The sequence below is a fragment of the Nocardia salmonicida genome, assembly GCF_036142455.1.
Taxonomy (GTDB): domain Bacteria; phylum Actinomycetota; class Actinomycetes; order Mycobacteriales; family Mycobacteriaceae; genus Nocardia; species Nocardia salmonicida.
In genome coordinates this window covers 6,915,545-6,932,948 of record NZ_CP108014.1, presented here as the reverse complement: position 1 = coordinate 6,932,948, position 17,404 = coordinate 6,915,545, and the positions used below count along the sequence as shown (strand labels likewise).

18 protein-coding genes and 2 pseudogenes are annotated in these 17,404 nt (G+C 64.5%); 11 read left to right on the top strand and 9 right to left on the bottom strand.

Annotated features, from left to right (window positions below; all coding sequences use genetic code 11):
• Positions 1-69: 69 nt before the first annotated feature.
• The gene (locus OHS03_RS32400; protein ID WP_328659264.1) at positions 70-1,629 is read left to right on the top strand and encodes an alpha/beta hydrolase; all 1,560 of its coding nucleotides are present in this window, start codon (positions 70-72) and stop codon (positions 1,627-1,629) included.
• On the opposite strand, the gene OHS03_RS32395 is transcribed toward OHS03_RS32400, so the two are convergent.
• The 5 genes from OHS03_RS32395 to rplN form a co-directional block, all read right to left on the bottom strand.
• Positions 1,622-1,834, bottom strand: a complete 213-nt coding sequence (locus OHS03_RS32395; RefSeq protein WP_062982405.1) for a hypothetical protein — start codon at positions 1,832-1,834, stop codon at positions 1,622-1,624. The two genes, OHS03_RS32400 and OHS03_RS32395, sit on opposite strands and share 8 nt — an antisense overlap.
• Positions 1,835-2,018: 184 nt before the next feature.
• A complete protein-coding gene (locus OHS03_RS32390) occupies positions 2,019-2,204 on the bottom strand; it encodes a type Z 30S ribosomal protein S14 (protein WP_056818387.1) in 186 nt (61 codons plus the stop codon).
• 4 nt (positions 2,205-2,208) lie between these two features.
• Complete coding sequence (gene rplE / locus OHS03_RS32385; protein WP_056818389.1) at positions 2,209-2,772, bottom strand: 50S ribosomal protein L5; 564 nt, start codon at positions 2,770-2,772, stop codon at positions 2,209-2,211.
• Between the two features lies 1 nt (position 2,773).
• Positions 2,774-3,091, bottom strand: a complete 318-nt coding sequence (gene rplX, locus OHS03_RS32380; protein WP_056818391.1) for a 50S ribosomal protein L24 — start codon at positions 3,089-3,091, stop codon at positions 2,774-2,776.
• Positions 3,092-3,093: 2 nt separating this feature from the next.
• Positions 3,094-3,462 (bottom strand): 50S ribosomal protein L14, encoded by a 369-nt coding sequence (gene rplN, locus OHS03_RS32375; RefSeq protein WP_056818394.1) that lies wholly within the window; start codon positions 3,460-3,462, stop codon positions 3,094-3,096.
• Between the two features lie 267 nt (positions 3,463-3,729).
• Between rplN and OHS03_RS32370 the strand changes: the two genes are divergently transcribed.
• On the top strand, positions 3,730-4,173 hold the full coding sequence (locus OHS03_RS32370; protein ID WP_328659262.1) for a hypothetical protein: 444 nt from the start codon (positions 3,730-3,732) through the stop codon (positions 4,171-4,173).
• Between the two features lie 68 nt (positions 4,174-4,241).
• On the opposite strand, the gene OHS03_RS32365 is transcribed toward OHS03_RS32370, so the two are convergent.
• Entirely contained in the window at positions 4,242-6,089 is a 1,848-nt protein-coding gene (locus tag OHS03_RS32365; protein ID WP_328659260.1) for an ABC transporter ATP-binding protein/permease, read from the bottom strand.
• Between the two features lie 190 nt (positions 6,090-6,279).
• Between OHS03_RS32365 and OHS03_RS32360 the strand changes: the two genes are divergently transcribed.
• The 6 genes and pseudogenes from OHS03_RS32360 to OHS03_RS34785 all read left to right on the top strand — a co-directional run.
• Complete coding sequence (locus OHS03_RS32360) at positions 6,280-7,257, top strand: ABC transporter substrate-binding protein (RefSeq protein ID WP_328659258.1); 978 nt, start codon at positions 6,280-6,282, stop codon at positions 7,255-7,257.
• 39 nt (positions 7,258-7,296) lie between these two features.
• Positions 7,297-8,646, top strand: a complete 1,350-nt coding sequence (locus OHS03_RS32355) for a SagB family peptide dehydrogenase (RefSeq protein WP_328659257.1) — start codon at positions 7,297-7,299, stop codon at positions 8,644-8,646.
• 51 nt (positions 8,647-8,697) lie between these two features.
• Complete coding sequence (locus tag OHS03_RS32350) at positions 8,698-9,660, top strand: hypothetical protein (RefSeq protein WP_328659255.1); 963 nt, start codon at positions 8,698-8,700, stop codon at positions 9,658-9,660.
• 127 nt (positions 9,661-9,787) lie between these two features.
• The gene (locus OHS03_RS32345; RefSeq protein WP_328659254.1) at positions 9,788-10,294 is read left to right on the top strand and encodes a YbaB/EbfC family DNA-binding protein; all 507 of its coding nucleotides are present in this window, start codon (positions 9,788-9,790) and stop codon (positions 10,292-10,294) included.
• Positions 10,291-10,611 carry a WXG100 family type VII secretion target gene (locus tag OHS03_RS32340; RefSeq protein WP_328659251.1) on the top strand — a complete coding sequence of 107 codons (321 nt, stop codon included), beginning with the start codon at positions 10,291-10,293 and terminating at the stop codon, positions 10,609-10,611. Before OHS03_RS32345 ends, OHS03_RS32340 begins: the two co-directional genes overlap by 4 nt.
• Positions 10,612-11,013: pseudogene (locus OHS03_RS34785) on the top strand (WXG100-like domain-containing protein); the annotation flags it as partial. It abuts the gene before it with no gap.
• An 812-nt stretch (positions 11,014-11,825) separates the two neighbouring features.
• Here OHS03_RS34785 and OHS03_RS32330 read toward each other — a convergent pair.
• The 3 genes from OHS03_RS32330 to OHS03_RS32320 form a co-directional block, all read right to left on the bottom strand.
• On the bottom strand, positions 11,826-12,170 hold the full coding sequence (locus OHS03_RS32330) for a hypothetical protein (RefSeq protein WP_328659246.1): 345 nt from the start codon (positions 12,168-12,170) through the stop codon (positions 11,826-11,828).
• A gap of 204 nt (positions 12,171-12,374) precedes the next feature.
• Positions 12,375-12,788, bottom strand: coding sequence for a hypothetical protein (locus OHS03_RS32325; RefSeq protein WP_328659244.1), 414 nt, complete (start codon positions 12,786-12,788; stop codon positions 12,375-12,377).
• A 172-nt stretch (positions 12,789-12,960) separates the two neighbouring features.
• The gene (locus OHS03_RS32320; protein WP_328659242.1) at positions 12,961-13,113 is read right to left on the bottom strand and encodes a hypothetical protein; all 153 of its coding nucleotides are present in this window, start codon (positions 13,111-13,113) and stop codon (positions 12,961-12,963) included.
• Here OHS03_RS32320 and OHS03_RS34760 point away from each other — a divergent pair.
• The 3 genes and pseudogenes from OHS03_RS34760 to OHS03_RS32310 all read left to right on the top strand — a co-directional run.
• Positions 13,045-13,932: pseudogene (locus tag OHS03_RS34760) on the top strand (toxin glutamine deamidase domain-containing protein); the annotation flags it as partial. The gene OHS03_RS32320 and the pseudogene OHS03_RS34760 overlap by 69 nt on opposite strands.
• A gap of 97 nt (positions 13,933-14,029) precedes the next feature.
• Entirely contained in the window at positions 14,030-14,560 is a 531-nt protein-coding gene (locus tag OHS03_RS32315; protein WP_328659240.1) for a hypothetical protein, read from the top strand.
• Positions 14,561-14,841: 281 nt separating this feature from the next.
• Positions 14,842-17,397: an IQM protein middle domain-containing protein gene (locus tag OHS03_RS32310; RefSeq protein WP_328659238.1), complete on the top strand. Its 2,556-nt coding sequence runs from the start codon at positions 14,842-14,844 to the stop codon at positions 17,395-17,397.
• The last annotated feature ends 7 nt before the right edge of the window (positions 17,398-17,404 follow it).

Here is a 17,404-nt window from a genome sequence, read left to right as displayed (position 1 = left end):
TTCGTGAGCGCTGCTCACGAGTGTGGTAGCTTCGCGAGGTTCGTCGGATCTGCGCAGGAGGCTCTGCCGTTGTCTTCTCATTGTGCGCGCCGCCGGGGCTCGGCCTATCTGCTCGCCGTACTGCTCGGGATCGGCGCGCTCGTCACACCCGTGCGCGCTTCGGCCGATCCCTACGTCGACCAGCTCGCCGACGCGGCGGCCACCCCGACGCTCGGGTGGGAGGGTTGCGCGGACGGATTCGAGTGCGCGCTGGCTCAGGTGCCGCTGGACTACAACAGCCCGCAGGCCGCCCAGATCGACCTGGCTGTCATCAAGTTGCCCGCATCCGATCCCGCTCGGCGCATCGGAACACTGTTCGTCAACTTCGGTGGGCCGGGGCCGTCCGGCGTCGACCGTCTCCGCGAGCGGGCTCGCTGGCCGTGGCTGTTCTCCGACGAACTGCGCGCCCGGTTCGACCTGGTTTCCTGGGATCCACGCTCGGTCTCGCGCAGCGCGGGCACACAGTGCTTCCCCAACGCCGCCGAGCAGGACGCGTACCTGGGTTCCTTCCCCGGCACCCCCACCGATCCGCGCGACGAGCCCGCGTTCTTCGCCGCCTCCGCCGATATCGCCGCCCGCTGCGCCGAGAACGCGGGTCCGATCCTGCACCACGCCTCGACCGCGAACACCGCCCGCGACCTGGATCTGTTACGCCGGGCGGTCGGTGACGAATCCCTGACCTACCACGGCATCTCCTACGGCACCCAGGTCGGCGCGGTCTACGCCAACATGTTCCCCGGCCGGGTCCGCGCGATGGCGCTCGACGGTTCCCTCGACTTCGAGGGGAATGTCAACGGCCACGGCACCGACGGTGTGAACCTGCCCCTCGATACCCGCCAGGGCGTGGCCGCGGGCATCGCCGAAACCTTCGACACCTTCCTGCGTGACTGCTCCGCCGCGGGCCCACGCTGCGCGTTCGCCGAGGGCGACCCGAAACTCAAGTGGGTAGCGCTGGCCGAACGAGCACGCCTCGCCCCGATCACGGTCGACGGCACCCCGTGGACCTTCTCTCGGATAGTGAGCGCCGCGGGCAGCCTCTCCCGCCCCGACACCTACCCCGACCTGGCGACTTTCCTCCAAAGCCTGTTCGACGCGGCAACGGTGCTACCCGCCCGGGTCCCCGACGCCCTCTTCGCCGAGAACCACCCCGCCAACCGCGTCGAGGCCTTCTATACGATCCAATGCTCCGACAGCACCGTCCCCACCGATCCCGCCGTCTACAGCAGAGTGGCCGCCACCGAAGACCTGCAGTCGCGCTACTTCGGCCGAACCGCCGTCTTCAACGCCACCCCCTGCGCCTTCTGGCAGGCCGAGGACCGAGACCGCTACACCGGCCCGTGGAACCGCGAAACCGCCGCCCCGATCCTCGTCCTCAACAGCCGATACGACCCGGCCACCCCGCTACAGGGCGCCAAAGCCGGTGCGGCCCAATTGAACCGGGCCCAGGTAGTCGTCATCGAAGGCGCGGGCCACAGCTCCATGTACGTCCAGAGCACCTGCGCCGAACACCTCAAACGCGACTACCTGTTCACCGCCCAACTCCCGCCCGCCGGCGTCAGCTGCGGAATCGACCGCTCACCGTTCAGCTGAACAGGCAGAGCAGGTCGTAGAGCGGCGGCTTCTCCACGCTGCCCGTGGAGAACAACAACTGCGCGATCGGTGAGCAGATCAACTGCGTCTCCGAGGACCCCGATCCACCCCCGGACCCGGAACCGGCGCTGGGGGCGGCGGAGGCAACACCAGGCGCCCCGAGGAGCGCGACGGAAAGAACAGCGACTGTGGCGAACTTCTTCATGCGCTCAGAGAACACACCGACCGCCGCCCTTGGAGTGAAATGCAAACATTTCATCCAATTTGATGACACTCCACAATCCCGAATCGCGCCGGACAGACGCACGAAGGCACGGACTCCCGTCGGAAGTCCGTGCCTTCGTCGATATTTCGCCTAGGCGGCGGGTGCGCTCACGAGGAGCGCAAGCTCACCAGGAGCTCTTGTGCACGCCCGGGAGCTCACCGCGGTGCGCCATTTCGCGGACGCAGATACGGCACAGGCCGAACTTGCGGTAGACCGCGTGCGGGCGACCGCAACGCTGGCAGCGGGTGTAGGCGCGGACGGCGAACTTAGGCTTGGCCTCCGCCTTGATGCGCAGTGCTTTCTTAGCCATGTGCTCAGTTCTCCTTGAACGGGAAGCCGAGGTGCTTCAGCAGCGCGCGGCCTTCTTCGTTGTTGGTCGCGGTGGTGACCACGGTGATGTCCATACCGCGCGGGCGGTCGATGGAATCCACGTCGATCTCGTGGAACATCGACTGCTCGCTGAGGCCGAACGTGTAGTTGCCGTTGCCGTCGAACTGCTTCGGCGACAGGCCGCGGAAGTCGCGGATACGGGGCAGCGCGATGGACACGAGACGGTCCAGGAACTCCCACATACGGTCGCCACGAAGGGTGACCTTCGCGCCGATCGGCATGCCCTCACGCAGCTTGAACTGCGCGATCGACTTGGTGGCCTTACGGATTTCGGGCTTCTGGCCGGTGATCAGCTCGAGGTCCTTGACGGCACCGTTGATGAGCTTCGCGTCACGGGCGGCGTCGCCGACACCCATGTTCACGACGACCTTGACGACGCCAGGGATCTGCATCACGTTGGCGTATTCGAACTCGCCGTTCAGCGCGTCCTTGATCTCGGCGCGGTAGCGCGCCTTCAGCCGGGGCTGAGTCTGCTCAGAGGTGGTCATGTCAGATGTCCTTCCCGTTTTTACGGGAGATCCGGACGCGCTTGCCGGACTCTTCGTCGGTGCGGTAGCCGACGCGAGTCGGGTTACCGTCGGAGTCGACGACCATCACGTTGGAAACCTGGATGGGGGCTTCCTGGGTGACGATGCCACCCGAGGACGCGCCACGCTGGTTCGCGGAATCCGCGACGTGCTTCTTGATGCGGTTCACGCCTTCGACGAGAACCTTGCCGGTCGCCGGGAAAGCCTGAATGACCTTGCCCTTGGCGCCCTTGTCCTTGCCCGAAATGACGAGCACGGTGTCACCCTTGTGCACCTTCATAGTCAGAGCACCTCCGGGGCCAGCGAAACGATCTTCATGAAGCGCTTGTCACGCAGCTCGCGGCCGACCGGGCCGAAGATGCGGGTGCCACGAGGATCGTTGTCCGGCTTGATCAGCACGGCAGCGTTCTCGTCGAACTTGATGTAGGAACCGTCCGGACGACGACGCTCCTTGGTCGTGCGAACGACGACAGCCTTGACGACGTCGCCCTTCTTCACGTTGGCGCCGGGGATGGCGTCCTTCACGGTGGCGACGATGATGTCACCGATACCGGCATAGCGACGCGACGAGCCACCGAGCACGCGGATGCAAAGGATTTCCTTCGCCCCGGTGTTGTCGGCGACGCGCAGTCGCGACTCCTGCTGAATCACTTCAGCACCTCCTGGACCTGGATGTATACGTACGCCGGATTGCCGACCCGACGCACATGGTCAGTCACCCTCCGGACGCGCGCCTGCCAGCGGAAATACCTTCCACTGGGGGTTCACTGCCGGATTGCGAGGGCATAGCTCCCGCAGGCAACCGTTCTAGTGTAGGTGAACCCCCAGGGCGAAACGAACCGGGGTGCGTCGACCAATCTGAAGTAGATATGTTTCAAACCGGCTTCGTCGCACACGGCCCGTTGCTAACGTCCCGCCATGAACATCACCCTGCCGATGAAGCGCCGTCTCGCGACCACGGCCACCGCGTTCGCCGCCGTCGTCACCATGGTGGCACCACACGCGAGCGCGGGTCCCGTCATCGACATGCTCACCGACACGCTGACCGTCGGCTGCACGTCGAAGATCGATGTGGTCGGTCTCGACAACTATGTCGGCGCGCAGGTCGACTTCCTCGCCAACGGCAAGTTCTTCGCCAGCGACACCGTGGAGCTCGAGGTGAACGTCGCGGGCGTCACCGTCGCCAAGGCCACGGCGTTCTATCACGTCGAGACCGAGGTGGAGGTCCAGCTGTCGCTGCTGCTGCACGCCACCGGCACACCGCTGGTGACCAAACGAGTACCCACCGTCATGAAGATCCTGAACGCGGGCAGCGGACTGGCCTGCGACCTGGCGACGGGTAGCTCGGGCAGCGCCTCCTGACGACAGCGGCCGAGCGAGGCCCGATCAAGGGCTTCGCTCGGCCGCTGGTCGACCAGGTCGAGGTCGTGTCAGCCCGCTACTGGCGCCAGTTCCCACGGACCGTCACCCGCGAGGGTGAGGACTTGGGTGTGGTGCTGGTCGACCGTGCTGCGGTGGGCCACCGAAACGATGATGGTGTCCGGCACTTCGGCGCGGAGCAGGCTGTAGAGGGAGTACTCCAGACCCTCGTCGACGGCGGAGGTCGCCTCGTCGAGGAAGACCACCTTGGGGCGGGTCAACAGAATGCGGGCAAAGGCCAGGCGCTGCTGCTCGCCCGGGGACAGAATCTTCGCCCAGTCGGCCTCTTCGTCGAGGCGGTCGGCGAGATGGCCCAGGTGGACCTTGGTGAGAACCTCGCGAATCGTGTCGTCGGTCGAGTCGTTGGACTCGGCCGGGTATTCGACCGCGGTCCGCAGATCGCCGAGCGGGAGATAGGGAAGTTGGGACAGGAACAAAGTCTCCGTGCCCGCCGGACGGCTGATCTCACCGTCGCTGTACGGCCACATCTGCGCGAGCGCGCGCAGCAGTGTGGTCTTCCCGCTACCGGAGGCGCCCTTGATGACCAACGCGTCAGTGGGGACGAGCCGCAGGGTCAGGTCGTCGATGAGCACTTCCCCGTCGGGCTTGCGGACATCGACCTTGTCCAGGTTCACGGCGTCGTCCAGATCCACGGCGGCCAGCTTGGGGAGGTTCCGGGATTCACCACTGGCGACCAGCAGGCCGTCGAGACGGATAAGCGAGGCTCGATACTCGGCGAAGTCGTCGTAGGAATCACGGAAGAAGGACAGGGAGTCCTGGATCTGACTGAATGCCGTAGCCGTCTGGTTCATCCCGCCCAGGGTTATCGCGCCGCTGAAGAAGCGTGGCGCCTGGATGAGATAGGGGAACAGGTAGGCGGACTGGGTGACGACGAAGTTCCAGCCGACGAACTTGAGCATCCGGTAGACATAGGCCCACTGCACCCGGATCACTTCGGCGAATCGGCTGAGCAAGCCGGCCCGTTCGACGTTCTCGCCGCGATAGAACGCGACGCTTTCCGCCGCGTCACGCACTCGGACGAGCGCGTAGCGGAAATCGGCGTTCGTACGCTCTCGCAGGAAGTTGATCCGGATCAGTGGGTGACCGATCCAGAAAGCGATCACGGTCGACACCAGGACATAGGCCATGACGATGACCAGCGCCGCCCGCGGAATCGTGACACCGAGGACCGTCATCGGCCCCGACAGATCCCACAGCACCTTGGTGAACGACACGACAGAGACAATGGCCGTCACCGCGCCGAGCGCCAGCGTGCGGGACTGCTCGGTGAACGTGATGGTGTCGGCCTGGATTCGCTGGTCAGGGTTGTCGATCGTGCTGTCGATGAACCGAGCCCGATAGAAGGCGCTGCCTGCCATCCAGTCCGTGGTGACATGATCGGTCAACCACACCCGCCAGCGGATGTCGAAAGCCAGTTTGGCGTAGAGGTACACCAGCTCTTTGACCGTCCAGATGGTGATCAACAGGGTGAACAGCTTCGCCGAGTCCCAGAACCCGGTTTTAGCTTCCGAGAGTGCCGCGTCGTCGCCAGATTTCAACGCGGACGCGGCGAGCTGGAACGAGGCGAACATGTCGTTGCCCCAGTAACTGAGCAGCACGCTCAATCGCACCGTCAGCAGGGCCATCAGCAGCAGGGCAGCGACGAACAGCCAGACGCGCCAGGCTCCGGCGCCACGGAAGTAGTTACCGCTGACGGACCAGAACTGGCGACCCCACTTCGTCACCCTGAGCAGCAGTGCGGCGATGACCACGAACGCCACCGCGGTGATGAGGAAGGCGATCCCGAGCCATTTCAGACTCTCGAACCACTCGACGCTCCAGTCTCTAGACGTCTCCACGCACGCATCCCATCCCTGACGGCCGAAATTCGGCGCAGTCTAACCCGCCGAACCGGTCTTCGCCGGGCCGCAGCTCGGCCCATCGATTGACCACCCAAAACCGACGTAGGTTAGCCTTAGCTGGCTTATGCTGGAACAGGCTCTTCAGGGCCGCTCGAGGAGCACTCCTCGAGATAGAAGGGACGCAACGATGACTGCTCGGACTTCACGCGGGTGGCGCCGCACGGCGGTGGCCGTGCTGGCAGGCACCCTCGCCTTCGGCGGTGTCACGGCCTGTAGCTCATCCGATGAGTCGTCGACCGGCGGTGAAGCGGTGACCATCACCCACGCCCGCGGCGAGACCAGCGTCCCCGGTACCCCGAAGAAGATCGTCGCCTTGGGCAACCAGTGGCTCGACACCTCGCTGGCCCTCGGCGTGGTCCCCGTCGGCTACATCGACAACGTCTCCGCCGTCTCCAAGAGCACCCCGCCGTGGACGCCGGAGTCGCTGAAGTCGGCCACCGCCCTCAACACCACCGGCAATCTCGCCGAGCAGGTCGCGGCGCTGGAGCCGGACCTGATCCTGGCCGACCCGTTCATCGCCGACCAGAAGACCTACGACGACCTGTCCAAGGTCGCCCCTACCCTGCCCGCGCTGACCAAGGACGCCGTCACCCCGTGGCAGGACCAGGTCACCGCGCTGGGCAAGGTGCTGCACAAGGAGTCCGACGCGAGCGCGGTGATCAAGAAGGTCGACGACAAGGTCGCCGCCATCGCGACCGCCAACCCCGGCCTGAAGGGCAAGACCTTCGCCAGCACCTGGCTCGCGAGCCCCGCGCAGCTGATGGTGCTGACCGACGCCAATGACGGTTCGGCCAAGGTGTTCACCGCACTCGGCATGGGCATCCCGGCCAACCTCGCCGCGATGCCGGCCAACCAGGGCCGCCTGGCGCTGTCGCCGGAGAAGGTCGACGAGCTCACCGCCGACCTGCTGCTGGCCGGCTACTCCCCCGGCCTCGACGAGAAGTACCGGCAGCTGCCGGGTTACGCCGATCTGCCGTCGGTGCGCAAGGGTTCGGTCGTGTTCCTGACAACGCAGGAGATCAGCGCGATCAACCAGCCGAGCGCGCTGTCGGTGCCGTACATGCTGGACAAGCTCGAACCCGCGTTCGCCGCCGCCGCGAAATAGGTTCTGCCCCAGACCGGTTCTACCCCCGAGGATTTCACCGTGCTCGCCTCCGCTTACCCCGCCCAGACCCGCTTCGCCCTGCGCGCGGGCGTCACCTGCCTCACGACACCCGCAGGCGCGGTGCTGCTGAACCCGCCGCGCAACGAGAAGCTGACCGGTCTGGGCGCGGGGGCACTGCAGGCGCTGAAAACCCTCAACCAGGGCCCGGCGACCGCCGCCGAAATGGCGACCGCCGCGGCGGGCGACGACATCACCGCGCTGATGCGCAAGCTCACCGACGGCGGCTGGCTCTCGGTGACAGTCCGCGACGGCGGCCGCGACCTCTACAGCATCCGCCCCTTCGCCGACCCCGCCCCTCGCCTCGCGGTGGCCCTGCCCACCTGGTCGGCGACGCTGTCGAAATTCGCTGTCCTGCACCGTGACAACCAGGGCTTCGTGCTCGAACACCCGCAGGGGTGGTGCGACCTGCGCATCCACGACCCGCGCCTGCTCGCCCTGCTCGACGGTCCCCTCGCCGCCGATTCGCCGGTGCCCGCCGCCGTGAAAACCCAGTTCATGGCGGACCTGCAATGGTGCGGTTTCCTGGTCGACGGCGACGAGGAGGAGCGTGAGTTCACCACCCGCTCCTGGAACACCCCCGACCTGTGGTTCCACCGCCGCAGCACCCTCGGCGCCCGCACGGTGACCTGGGACGACTTCGGTCCCACCCGCTGGGCCGACGGCCAGTTCCCCGAGTTGCCGCTGCGCCGTGCGTCATTCGCCGGTGATCCGATCGCTCTTGCGAAGCCGGATCTGGTGTCGCTGCGCGTCTCCGACCCGAGCCTGGCCGCCGCCATCGAGGACCGCGTCTCCACCCGCGCCTTCGACGACGCCGCCCCCATCACCTCGGTTCAACTGGGCGAGTTGCTGTTTCGCACCGCCCGCACCCGCGAAGACGGCTCCCGCCCCTACCCCTCCGGCGGCGGCGCCTACGAACTCGAGATCTATCCCGTGGTGCGCAATGTCGCCGGCCTGGAAAACGGCATGTACCACTACGACTCGACCGACCACGCCCTGCGCCCGGTCGCCCTCGCCGACGCCCCCGCCGTCCAGAAGCTCCTCAAATCCACCTCGGCCACCCTGGCAGGCGGCGCGCAACCCCAAGTCCTGCTGCTGGTTTCGGCCCGCGCGGGCCGCGTCATGTGGAGCTACGAACAGGTCGCCTACGCCAACATCCTCAAGCACGTCGGCGTCCTCATGCAGACCGTCTACCTGGCCGCCACCGCCATGAACCTCGGCGTCGTCGCCCAAGGCTTCAGCGACACCTCCGCTTTCGCCGCCGCCACCGGGCTCGACGAACTCGAAGAGTGCAATGTCGGCAGCATCATCGTCGGCTCACCGGCGCACTGATCCGGTCATCGCATCGAGTTCTGATTTACCCCCTCGGGTACGTTCCCTCGAATGAGGGAACTCGCGTACACGGCGTCGCCCGACAGTGAACTGCCCTATTACGGGTGCGTGTCGCTCTGCGCGGTGATCGATATTCCGGTTGGTGACCTGGAAGTTCGATTGTCACGCTCGTTCAGCCGTTCTCCAGCGGGCGGTGCCTTTCTACTGCTCACGATGCGAACAGGCGTACCGCTCGGCCTGTTCGCGCCGCCCGATCACAGCTGCGCCTATGTGGCGGTGCGTGGATACGGAGGCGGGGAACCCCAGGTAGACATCCTGGTGGAGGCGACCGGAATCCCGCGAGAGTCCGTGCGCTGGTTAACGGGATACACCGACACCGACGGCCCTCGCGTCGTGGAAGGCCGCGACGCCCACCAGGGTCCTCCTCCGCCGCCTTGGCTAGCCGAGGTGAACGCTTCGATATCGGCGGCATCGGATCCCCGCCTGCAGCGAGATCCTGTGACCTCGAGAGAGGAAGCGCGTGAGCTGTTCGAGAACGTGTTCGAAACCGGTCGAGAGTTCCGTGTGTTCGAGTGCACCCACGGATGGGTCGGCCGGGCAGTCCTGACCGACGACGAGGTCGCAGGCGGGGCTGGACTCGGTCTCGGAAATTACGTACTCAACAAGAGGACAGGTGCGATCACGGCACACGCGAGTCTGCCGCCCCACCTGATCGGCGAGCAGTTCGATGCGGCGATCGAGTCCGGCGAGCGGGTCGCCGGATACCAGGTCTATCCACCGCTGTGTCGAATCGACCTACACCGGACCTCCGAGAACGCCCGAACCATCAGCTACCGCATCGATGTCTCCCGACTGGATAGACAGAGCGATACGACCACCCAACACGTCGAGATCACCAAGAACCCGATCGGACACCAGCCAACCGACCGAACTTCCGGGGTCGTGACCTCGTGGGCGCAGATGCGCCACAACACAACCGGCACGTGGCCCGCGAAGGGAACGTTCGACTACTAGCTTCGTCGAATACTTCGACGCTATGAAGATCGCTCTTCTCGCGTGAGACGTACATCACATCATGCAACCTCCGACGACTCTCGCGCGTCCAAACTTATGACGTGCTTCCTAACAGATCGAGGGTCTCATGAACGACGACTGGTCGGCGCCGACGCGGGCATCCAACGATGCGTTGCGCGCGCAGATCGATTCGATGCTGGATACCTTCAACGCCGAGAAGTCGACCCTGCTCGACACGCAGTCCCAGGCTGTGGCTTTGGTGAGTGTGTGGTCCGAGGACGGGCTGGTTCGGGCATCGGGCACCATCGCGGGCGTATCGGAAGTCCATGTCGCCGCCGACGCGTTCAAACGAACAACCCCGGAATCGCTTGGCCGTTCGATCACCGAAGCCATCGCGGAACTGAAGCGGCAAACCACGCAAACGCAGCAACAAGCGTTGGCCCCGCTCTCCGCGTCGATGCCGGACCTGTCCGATCTGATCCCCGGCGCCCCGAGTATGAAAGACCTGATCGCCGGGCTCACCCCACCTCCGCCACCGATGCCAGAACCAGTGGTCGAGGCGCCTAACACCCTCGTCGATGACACCGACGACGAAGAAGGCGACTACTTCCGCAACCGGAGCTACCTGCGATGAGTTCGGTGAAAGTCGACCCCGACGGCCTCCGCAACACCCAACCCGCGTTCGCGTCGGTCGCGTCCACGATCACCACCGCCGCCCAGCAGTTGGCAGCGGTCATCTCGGCCGAGGGCGAATGTTGGGGCGGCGACGAGATCGGTGCCGCGTTCGCCCAGAACTACACACCCGGTGTCGACCCTGGCCAGAAGGCAGTAACCGGATTGGCGACCACGATGACTCAACTCGGCGAGAACATGGTCACCGTCGCCAACGCCTTCCAAACCCAGGACACCACCAGAGCCGACGAAATCGGCGAGGTAGCGAGCTCGCTGTAAATGGGCATCGAGATACCCGACGAGCTGCAATGGGTCGCGAAGTACGTTCTCGGCGCAGGTGATTGGCCCGATGGCGATGAAACAGCGATGCGTCGAGTCGCCGACGGCTGGACCGCTATGGCGAACACTCTCAACACCGTCGACGACGATGCCAGCAAAGCCCTCAACATCGCCCTAGCCGCAATCTCCGAAGGTGAAACCCACACCTCGATCGCGACCTTCCGCGACAAGCTCTTGTCCGGTGATCAGGCCACCTTCGCCGCGGTTCGCACGTGGTGTGAGAAGCAAGCCGAGCTCCTGGACGACGGCGCCAACGACATCGAGCACACCAAACTCGTGATCATCGGCACGATGATCGTGACCGCGGTCGAGCTCGCTGTCGCGCTGGCCACCTCGTGGACCGGTGTCGGTGCGGTCGCCGGTGTCGCGGCCCGGGTCGCCGCGCAGGTTGCGATTCGGATAGCGATCAAACAACTCATCGCCCGCATGCTCACCCGAGGCGCTGCCAAGGCCGCGGCCAGACTCGCGTTGCGCGGCGCGGCTTTCGAAGCTTTGGAAGAAGGCGGTGTCGATCTCGCGGCCCGGATGATCCAGGTCTCCAACGGTGACCGCACGGGCGAGAAGTTCGGGGTGGCCGATTTCCTTTTGGCGACTTTCGGTGGTGCGGTCGGTGGCGCAGTCGGTGGTGTGTTGGGCGGGGGGACCGGCGCGCTCGGCGATGTCGCGTCTTCGACGGCGGGCAAAGTCGCAGGCAAGGTAGTCGGTGGCACCGTCACCGAACTCGGTGCCGACCTGTCGGCCCAGGTCGCCGCCGCCGGAGCGGGAGCGGTGTTCCTCAATCGGGAATTCCAGCTCGATATCGGTGTCGAGACGTTCACCAGTGCGGGAGCAGGGGGTGTCCAGACGGCACTGGAGTCGGGCGGGCACGGTGGAAACGCCACCGCCCCGACAGTTCCCGAACTCGGTACCGAAACCCCCGGTGCGACAACAGCCGCGGCGACCGACACACCGACCGAACCTGCGGATCAGGCTCCCGCCGGAACTGACACTGCAAGCCCTGCCCACGATGCCTCCCCCACCACTCCAGCCGGTACCGACAGCGACAACCCGACGAACGGCGCGTCCACTACGCCATCCGGAACCGACAGCGACTCCCCGACCGCACCGGCGTCCACAGGCGATCAGGGCGCAGCGGGCAACGAGGCGCCTTCGCCTCAGAACAGCACGCCCGACGCACCGACAACGGGAGATCCTTCCGCGACGCCGAACAACAACGGCACGAACGGAACTCCACCCGCTGGCGACTCCGCACCGTCGAATACCGACGGCGGTGGGGCCACCGATTCCGAACCGCCTTCGACTCCGGACAGCCCCACAGCCCCGGAGAGCTCGCCCAACGACACCGAGCCATCCAGCCCCAACAGCAACAGCAACAGCAACAGCCACAGCCCTACCGAAACTCCGTCGACAACCCAGCCGAACCCGAACACCGACGCGCCCACCGAAACCCCTACCCCACCCATCAGCGACACATCCTCGACCAATCCCCCGAGCTCCACCGGATCATCACTGGACCTCCCTTCCCAGGATGTCCCAAACTCGTCGAACACTCCCACCGAGAGCACTCCGACGAATTCACCTCCAACACAGCAGCATCCGGCTCCACTGGCGGCCGAAAATGCTACACCCCCAGCACAGCCCACCACGCCGGAGTCGGCCCCACAGCAATCCCCAATCTCCACTCCTGCCGCGTCCACCACCCCTCAACCAGCAACCCCGACGAACAGCCCCACCCACACGTCCGACACCAGCCGCCCGAGCACTTCAGACACATCAACAGCCACGGCCGCAACCGCGACTGCTCCCCCAAGCCAAACCGCAAACCCGACGCCTACAACAACTCCCACATCAACCCCACCGCCCACTGCCACACCGACACCCGCGATCAGCCCGATCCCAATGTCAGCGCCATCATCGCCCAGATCGAACGCACCCACGTCGACCCCCACAACACCCACCTCTGCAACTCCGGCACCGGCGACCACCTCGACCCCCCAGACTGCGCCCCCCATCGACCAGACCCCGTCTAGGCCGACAACCCCGTCAGCGGTGCCAGAAACGCACACAGCAACCAGCCCCAACAGCCGACCGGGTTCTACCCCGATCACCAACCCCACTCAGACAACACCGCCGACCCCCACCCCCTCGGCAACTCCGACAAACCAGCTACCCGATCCCGGTTACAGCCCAGATGCCCGTCCCCTGCGCGATGCATTGCGTAACCAACCGCCGCACGACGGACGCACAACCACCGTCGACACGAACCAGAACCAGGCCCAGCCACGCCCCTCATACCGAGTTCGCCGCTTCCAGGTCGGCGACCGCTGGGTCACGGTAGCCACCATTCGCGCCCACATCCCGAACGCGCATCTGATGACACCAGCCGAACTGAACCTGGAGATCGAATACGCCCAGCGCGCGGTTGATGCCGCCTTCAATCACGGTCAGGATCTCCTCAGCGGCACCCAGCCCACCGGCGACCAGTTCCTGGTCGACCTCGAGCTCACCACCGACCCGAACGTAGCCGATCTACGACTGAACACCCAGCAACATCAATTCGATCTGGCCAACGACCTCCGCGCGCACATGGGCTTGCCACGAAGCACCCCGGACACCCCACTGAGCCCCGACGACCTCCGAACGATCAGCAACGACATCGCCCGAGCCAACACGCCCGCTCGATTCGCCAACCCTTCCGACAGTCGGGTCATGGCCCCGGGTCGTCTGGAGCCCGTCGAGCAGGCGGCGCACCAGCGTCGAGTTGAAGACCAACTCCGCAATGGCAACGGATTCACGATCGGAGCTGACCCGCGAACACACCCCTATGGCCGGTCTGTCAACGACGGCGGCCCGACGCGGGACGGGCGCCGAAATAACTGCCTCGATTGTTCGCTGTCGGCCTTGTCGTCGTTCTACGGTATTCCCCAGGTCTCGGCCCCTCGGTGGCCAGACCTGCTGCCCGATGGCTCCCGCGACAACCGCAGTGGCGAACGACTCGGTCCGACACGAGCGGCAAATTGGCTCGGGCGGGGATTCAGCAATTTCGCAGGGATGCCGATCCAGGAACAGTTCCGCGAACTACACAACCATATCGCCGCTCTCGGTCCCGGCTCCGCGGCGCTAGTTGTCAACTATTGGCACGCACACGACAAGTACGGAAACCCTGAATTCAACGCCGACGGTTCCCCAGTAGTCCGTGCCTCGCACGCCACAGTGATCGTCTACCCACCCGGTGCAGCCGGGCCCGTATGGTGGGATCCGCAGTCGGGCACGACCTCCGACGTCCCACCTCCAGATATGGTCGCTCGGTCGGCCGCGCTGGACTTCATTCCCATCGACGCACACGGAGGTATTCAGAATGCCGGAGCCAATTCTCACGGTGGAACAGGCCAACCAGCTGCTGATCAAAGTGTTCGGGCCGAATCAGAAGTTCCAGGTGATGGAGACCAGACACGGCTGGGTAGCCCAAGCGATTCTCTCCCAGGAGGAGTTGAATCAGGGCATGGGGTTGGGCCTGGGGAACTACGTACTGAACAAACAAACGGGAGTCGTGACAGCTCACCGGAGTCTGCCGCCGGACATGATCGGGGAGGAATTCGACCAGGCGATCGAAACGGGCCAGCCGATCCAGGGCGGCCAGGTATATCCCCCACTTCGTCGAATCCATCTGCGGAAAACCTTCGAGGACCCGCAGACAGTTCAGTACCAAGTCCAAGTGACCGACCTGGCTCAACCGAACAGTCCGGAAACGACCGAACTGATCACGATCAACAAGGAAACCCTGTACTTCCATCCGAGCGGGGGCCCGCTCTCGGAAGCGACAGCATGGGCCGAGATGCTCAGCCGGACAACGGGAACCTGGCCGATGGAGGAAACCATCGAACGGTAACGAGCGTCCCGGATACCAACCTGTCGGCCGCGTCTCCGGCCACCACACCGTCGACGTCGACGCCGACGTCGATCGATCACAACCCAGCTTCACCGTCTGCCTCGACGCCGACCGCCGACATCACCCCGGCATCAGATACCACTTCACCCGCAGAGCGATCACCTTATGTCGAGGCAGGTGGCGCCAGACGGCCACGCAATGCCTACGACACCGAGGCACAGGATGCCTGGGCCAACAACGTTTACGACCACATCCGCAGTTCTGACACTGACATCGACGGAATGGTCGCAGCACTCGCCGATGTGCCGCGGCACGATGGCTCCGTGGGATTCGACCGGGCAGAGCTGGAGCGAATCAAAAATCATCTCTTCAGAGAAGAGCATCCGCTGAGCGTTACCGACGACAACGGTAATGACATCGGGATCGAATATCGGCGATACGACGCGTACGCCGATATCGCCGAAGCCTGGATGCGGATGACCCTCGGCCGAGCAACCCCCGACGATATCGTCCTGCTGGAGCATGAGCTGGCCGAAGCACAATACTATGAAAGCCATCCCGGCGCGCCGTATCAGGAAGCTCACCAGTTCGCCAATCAGCGCTTCAACTGGGAAGCGATGCAGCACTCTCATACCGGCGAGAACATCGATGAATGGAGTTCAGTCTATGGCAATGTATCTGGTGTTCCGGCTGGAGTCGGAGACCGACCAGGAAGTGACCTACCGGTTCGGCGGGGCGGATCACAATCTCAATCGGTCCCTGACGATCAACAAGGCGAATTACTCGGTGAAGGTCGCGGACGGGAAGGAGGACGCGATGGCCGTGAGAACAGCAGGCACAGCGATGACTCGTCACCGTCAGGACGGAGTCTGGATCAAGGCGGGCAACTTCCAAGCCTGAACAACCCGCCGCGCCAATCCGGCGGTCACAACAGTGCGAGCAATCTACCGCCGAATTCCCCGTCGAGCGGCCCTGCACCATCACCGGATTCGGTGCCACATCAGCGTCCAGCCGCGGTTCCACCTGCTACTGACAGCACAGGTGCTACCCCTGCACAGCATGGCCCAGAGACGGCGACACCCCCCGCACAACAAGCCGCAGCGACCGACGGATCGAAACACCCCTCGTCCGGTAAACGCTCGCCCCAGGCACTCGAGAACGCCGCACAATCCAGGATTGCCCGCGAACAGTTGCGTTCGACCGGCACCGCGCAGGGAGAATCGACCCGAATCGGAAATCAGCGCAGTGGCGCATCATTTCAGGCCCGTCGGATACCCGACTTCTTCGGACAACCTGTCAGGCTCCTCCGCATCGCTGTTCATTTCAGCGGTAGTACATCCGTACACCCCGACGCTGTCAGTGAATTGAGCGAACTGGCGCAATTGGCAACCGACCTCGCGTTCAACGGCGGACACCAGTTCGTCAACGGCGAATGGGTCATGGTGGACCTCGTCCCGGTCGGCACCGCGGCAGAGGCTGACATGCGGGTTCGGGTAGACGACTCTGGGGCACCCGGCACCACACATCCGAACACCGATCTGTCGGCCCTGACCAACCGGATACGCGACCAGCTCGGCCTGAACCCGACTACCGACAATACCTTGTCCTCAGACGACCTTCAGCAGCTCAGCAGCCAGATCGATAATGCCACCTTCTCCACCCCCACAACGCCGCCATGGCATGCTGACTCAGTTGCCGCAATCGCCGTTTCGGCAACGAACCCGCAAGGCGCACCCCCGGCGACATCGCCGCCGAACAACTTCGGACAGACTGACATCCGAGCTCCCGAATCGAATTCTCCTCCAAAGCACTCCCCGCCTCGAGCGCCGGCATCGACGAACCCGAACACGCTGCCCTCGCAGATACCTCGAGAGCATCAGCATTGGGGCACACCAAATCCGAACCAGGAGCAGTCCCGAGTACCTCCCCGCACGCCGGATCGTCGCGTGCCGGAATCAACATCGCAGGCGAACACAACCGACTGGAGACAGTCGACATTGCCCGCGAGGCTCGGTTCCAACGCGCCGCAGTCGGATAGCGATCGGCACTTCGATCCGCGAAATTTCCGTGCACCAGAGTCGTTGCCGCCACCGCCACACTCCGCCGGTCCGCCTGCCACGAATCATCCTGCCGGTAGCCGGAACGAACCCCAATCGTCTCGATCGGTCGGCGCCGTCAGGCGAATCATCCGCAGACTCTTCGGAATGCAGCCGCGTCGAAACGTCACATCGACGCAGCCGGCCATCCCGCCGACACAGAGGCAGCAGTCCGTTGCTCCGAGACCTCCTGACACGAACAGTAAGCAGCAATCAGCACCCCCGCAGGACTTCTCCGATCTTCCTTACAGCAACAGGCCACCTTATGCGACACAGGAAATGAACCCTACCTATCGTGGTGAGCACGAGTTGGGAAACCCCGTGTGGGAATATCCGCTGCACGTCGCATATTTCAGCGAGGCTGATCGACAACGATTCAGGCTCTACATCATCGATGGAAAAATTTACACTTCGGACGGGAAGCTTTTCGACACCAGTTCCAGTTCCACAGCCTGGGGCGGTGCGGGCCGAGCGATTTTCGTTATGGACGAGCACGGAAATCTGTACGCTTCGGACTACCATGAGCGGGGCCTGTTCCACCATTCCAGCTTCCTTGCCGGCGAGAATGTCGCCGCCGCAGGAGAGATGGCGGCGATCGATGGAGAGCTCCAGATGATCACCGACTCTAGCGGACACTATCGGCCGTCCCGTGGACATACCATGCAGGCCATCCATCAACTCAGAAGTATGGGAATAGTAATCACTCCGGGACAAGTCCGGTTCGAGGCTCCACCGCAATGAAAGGAAC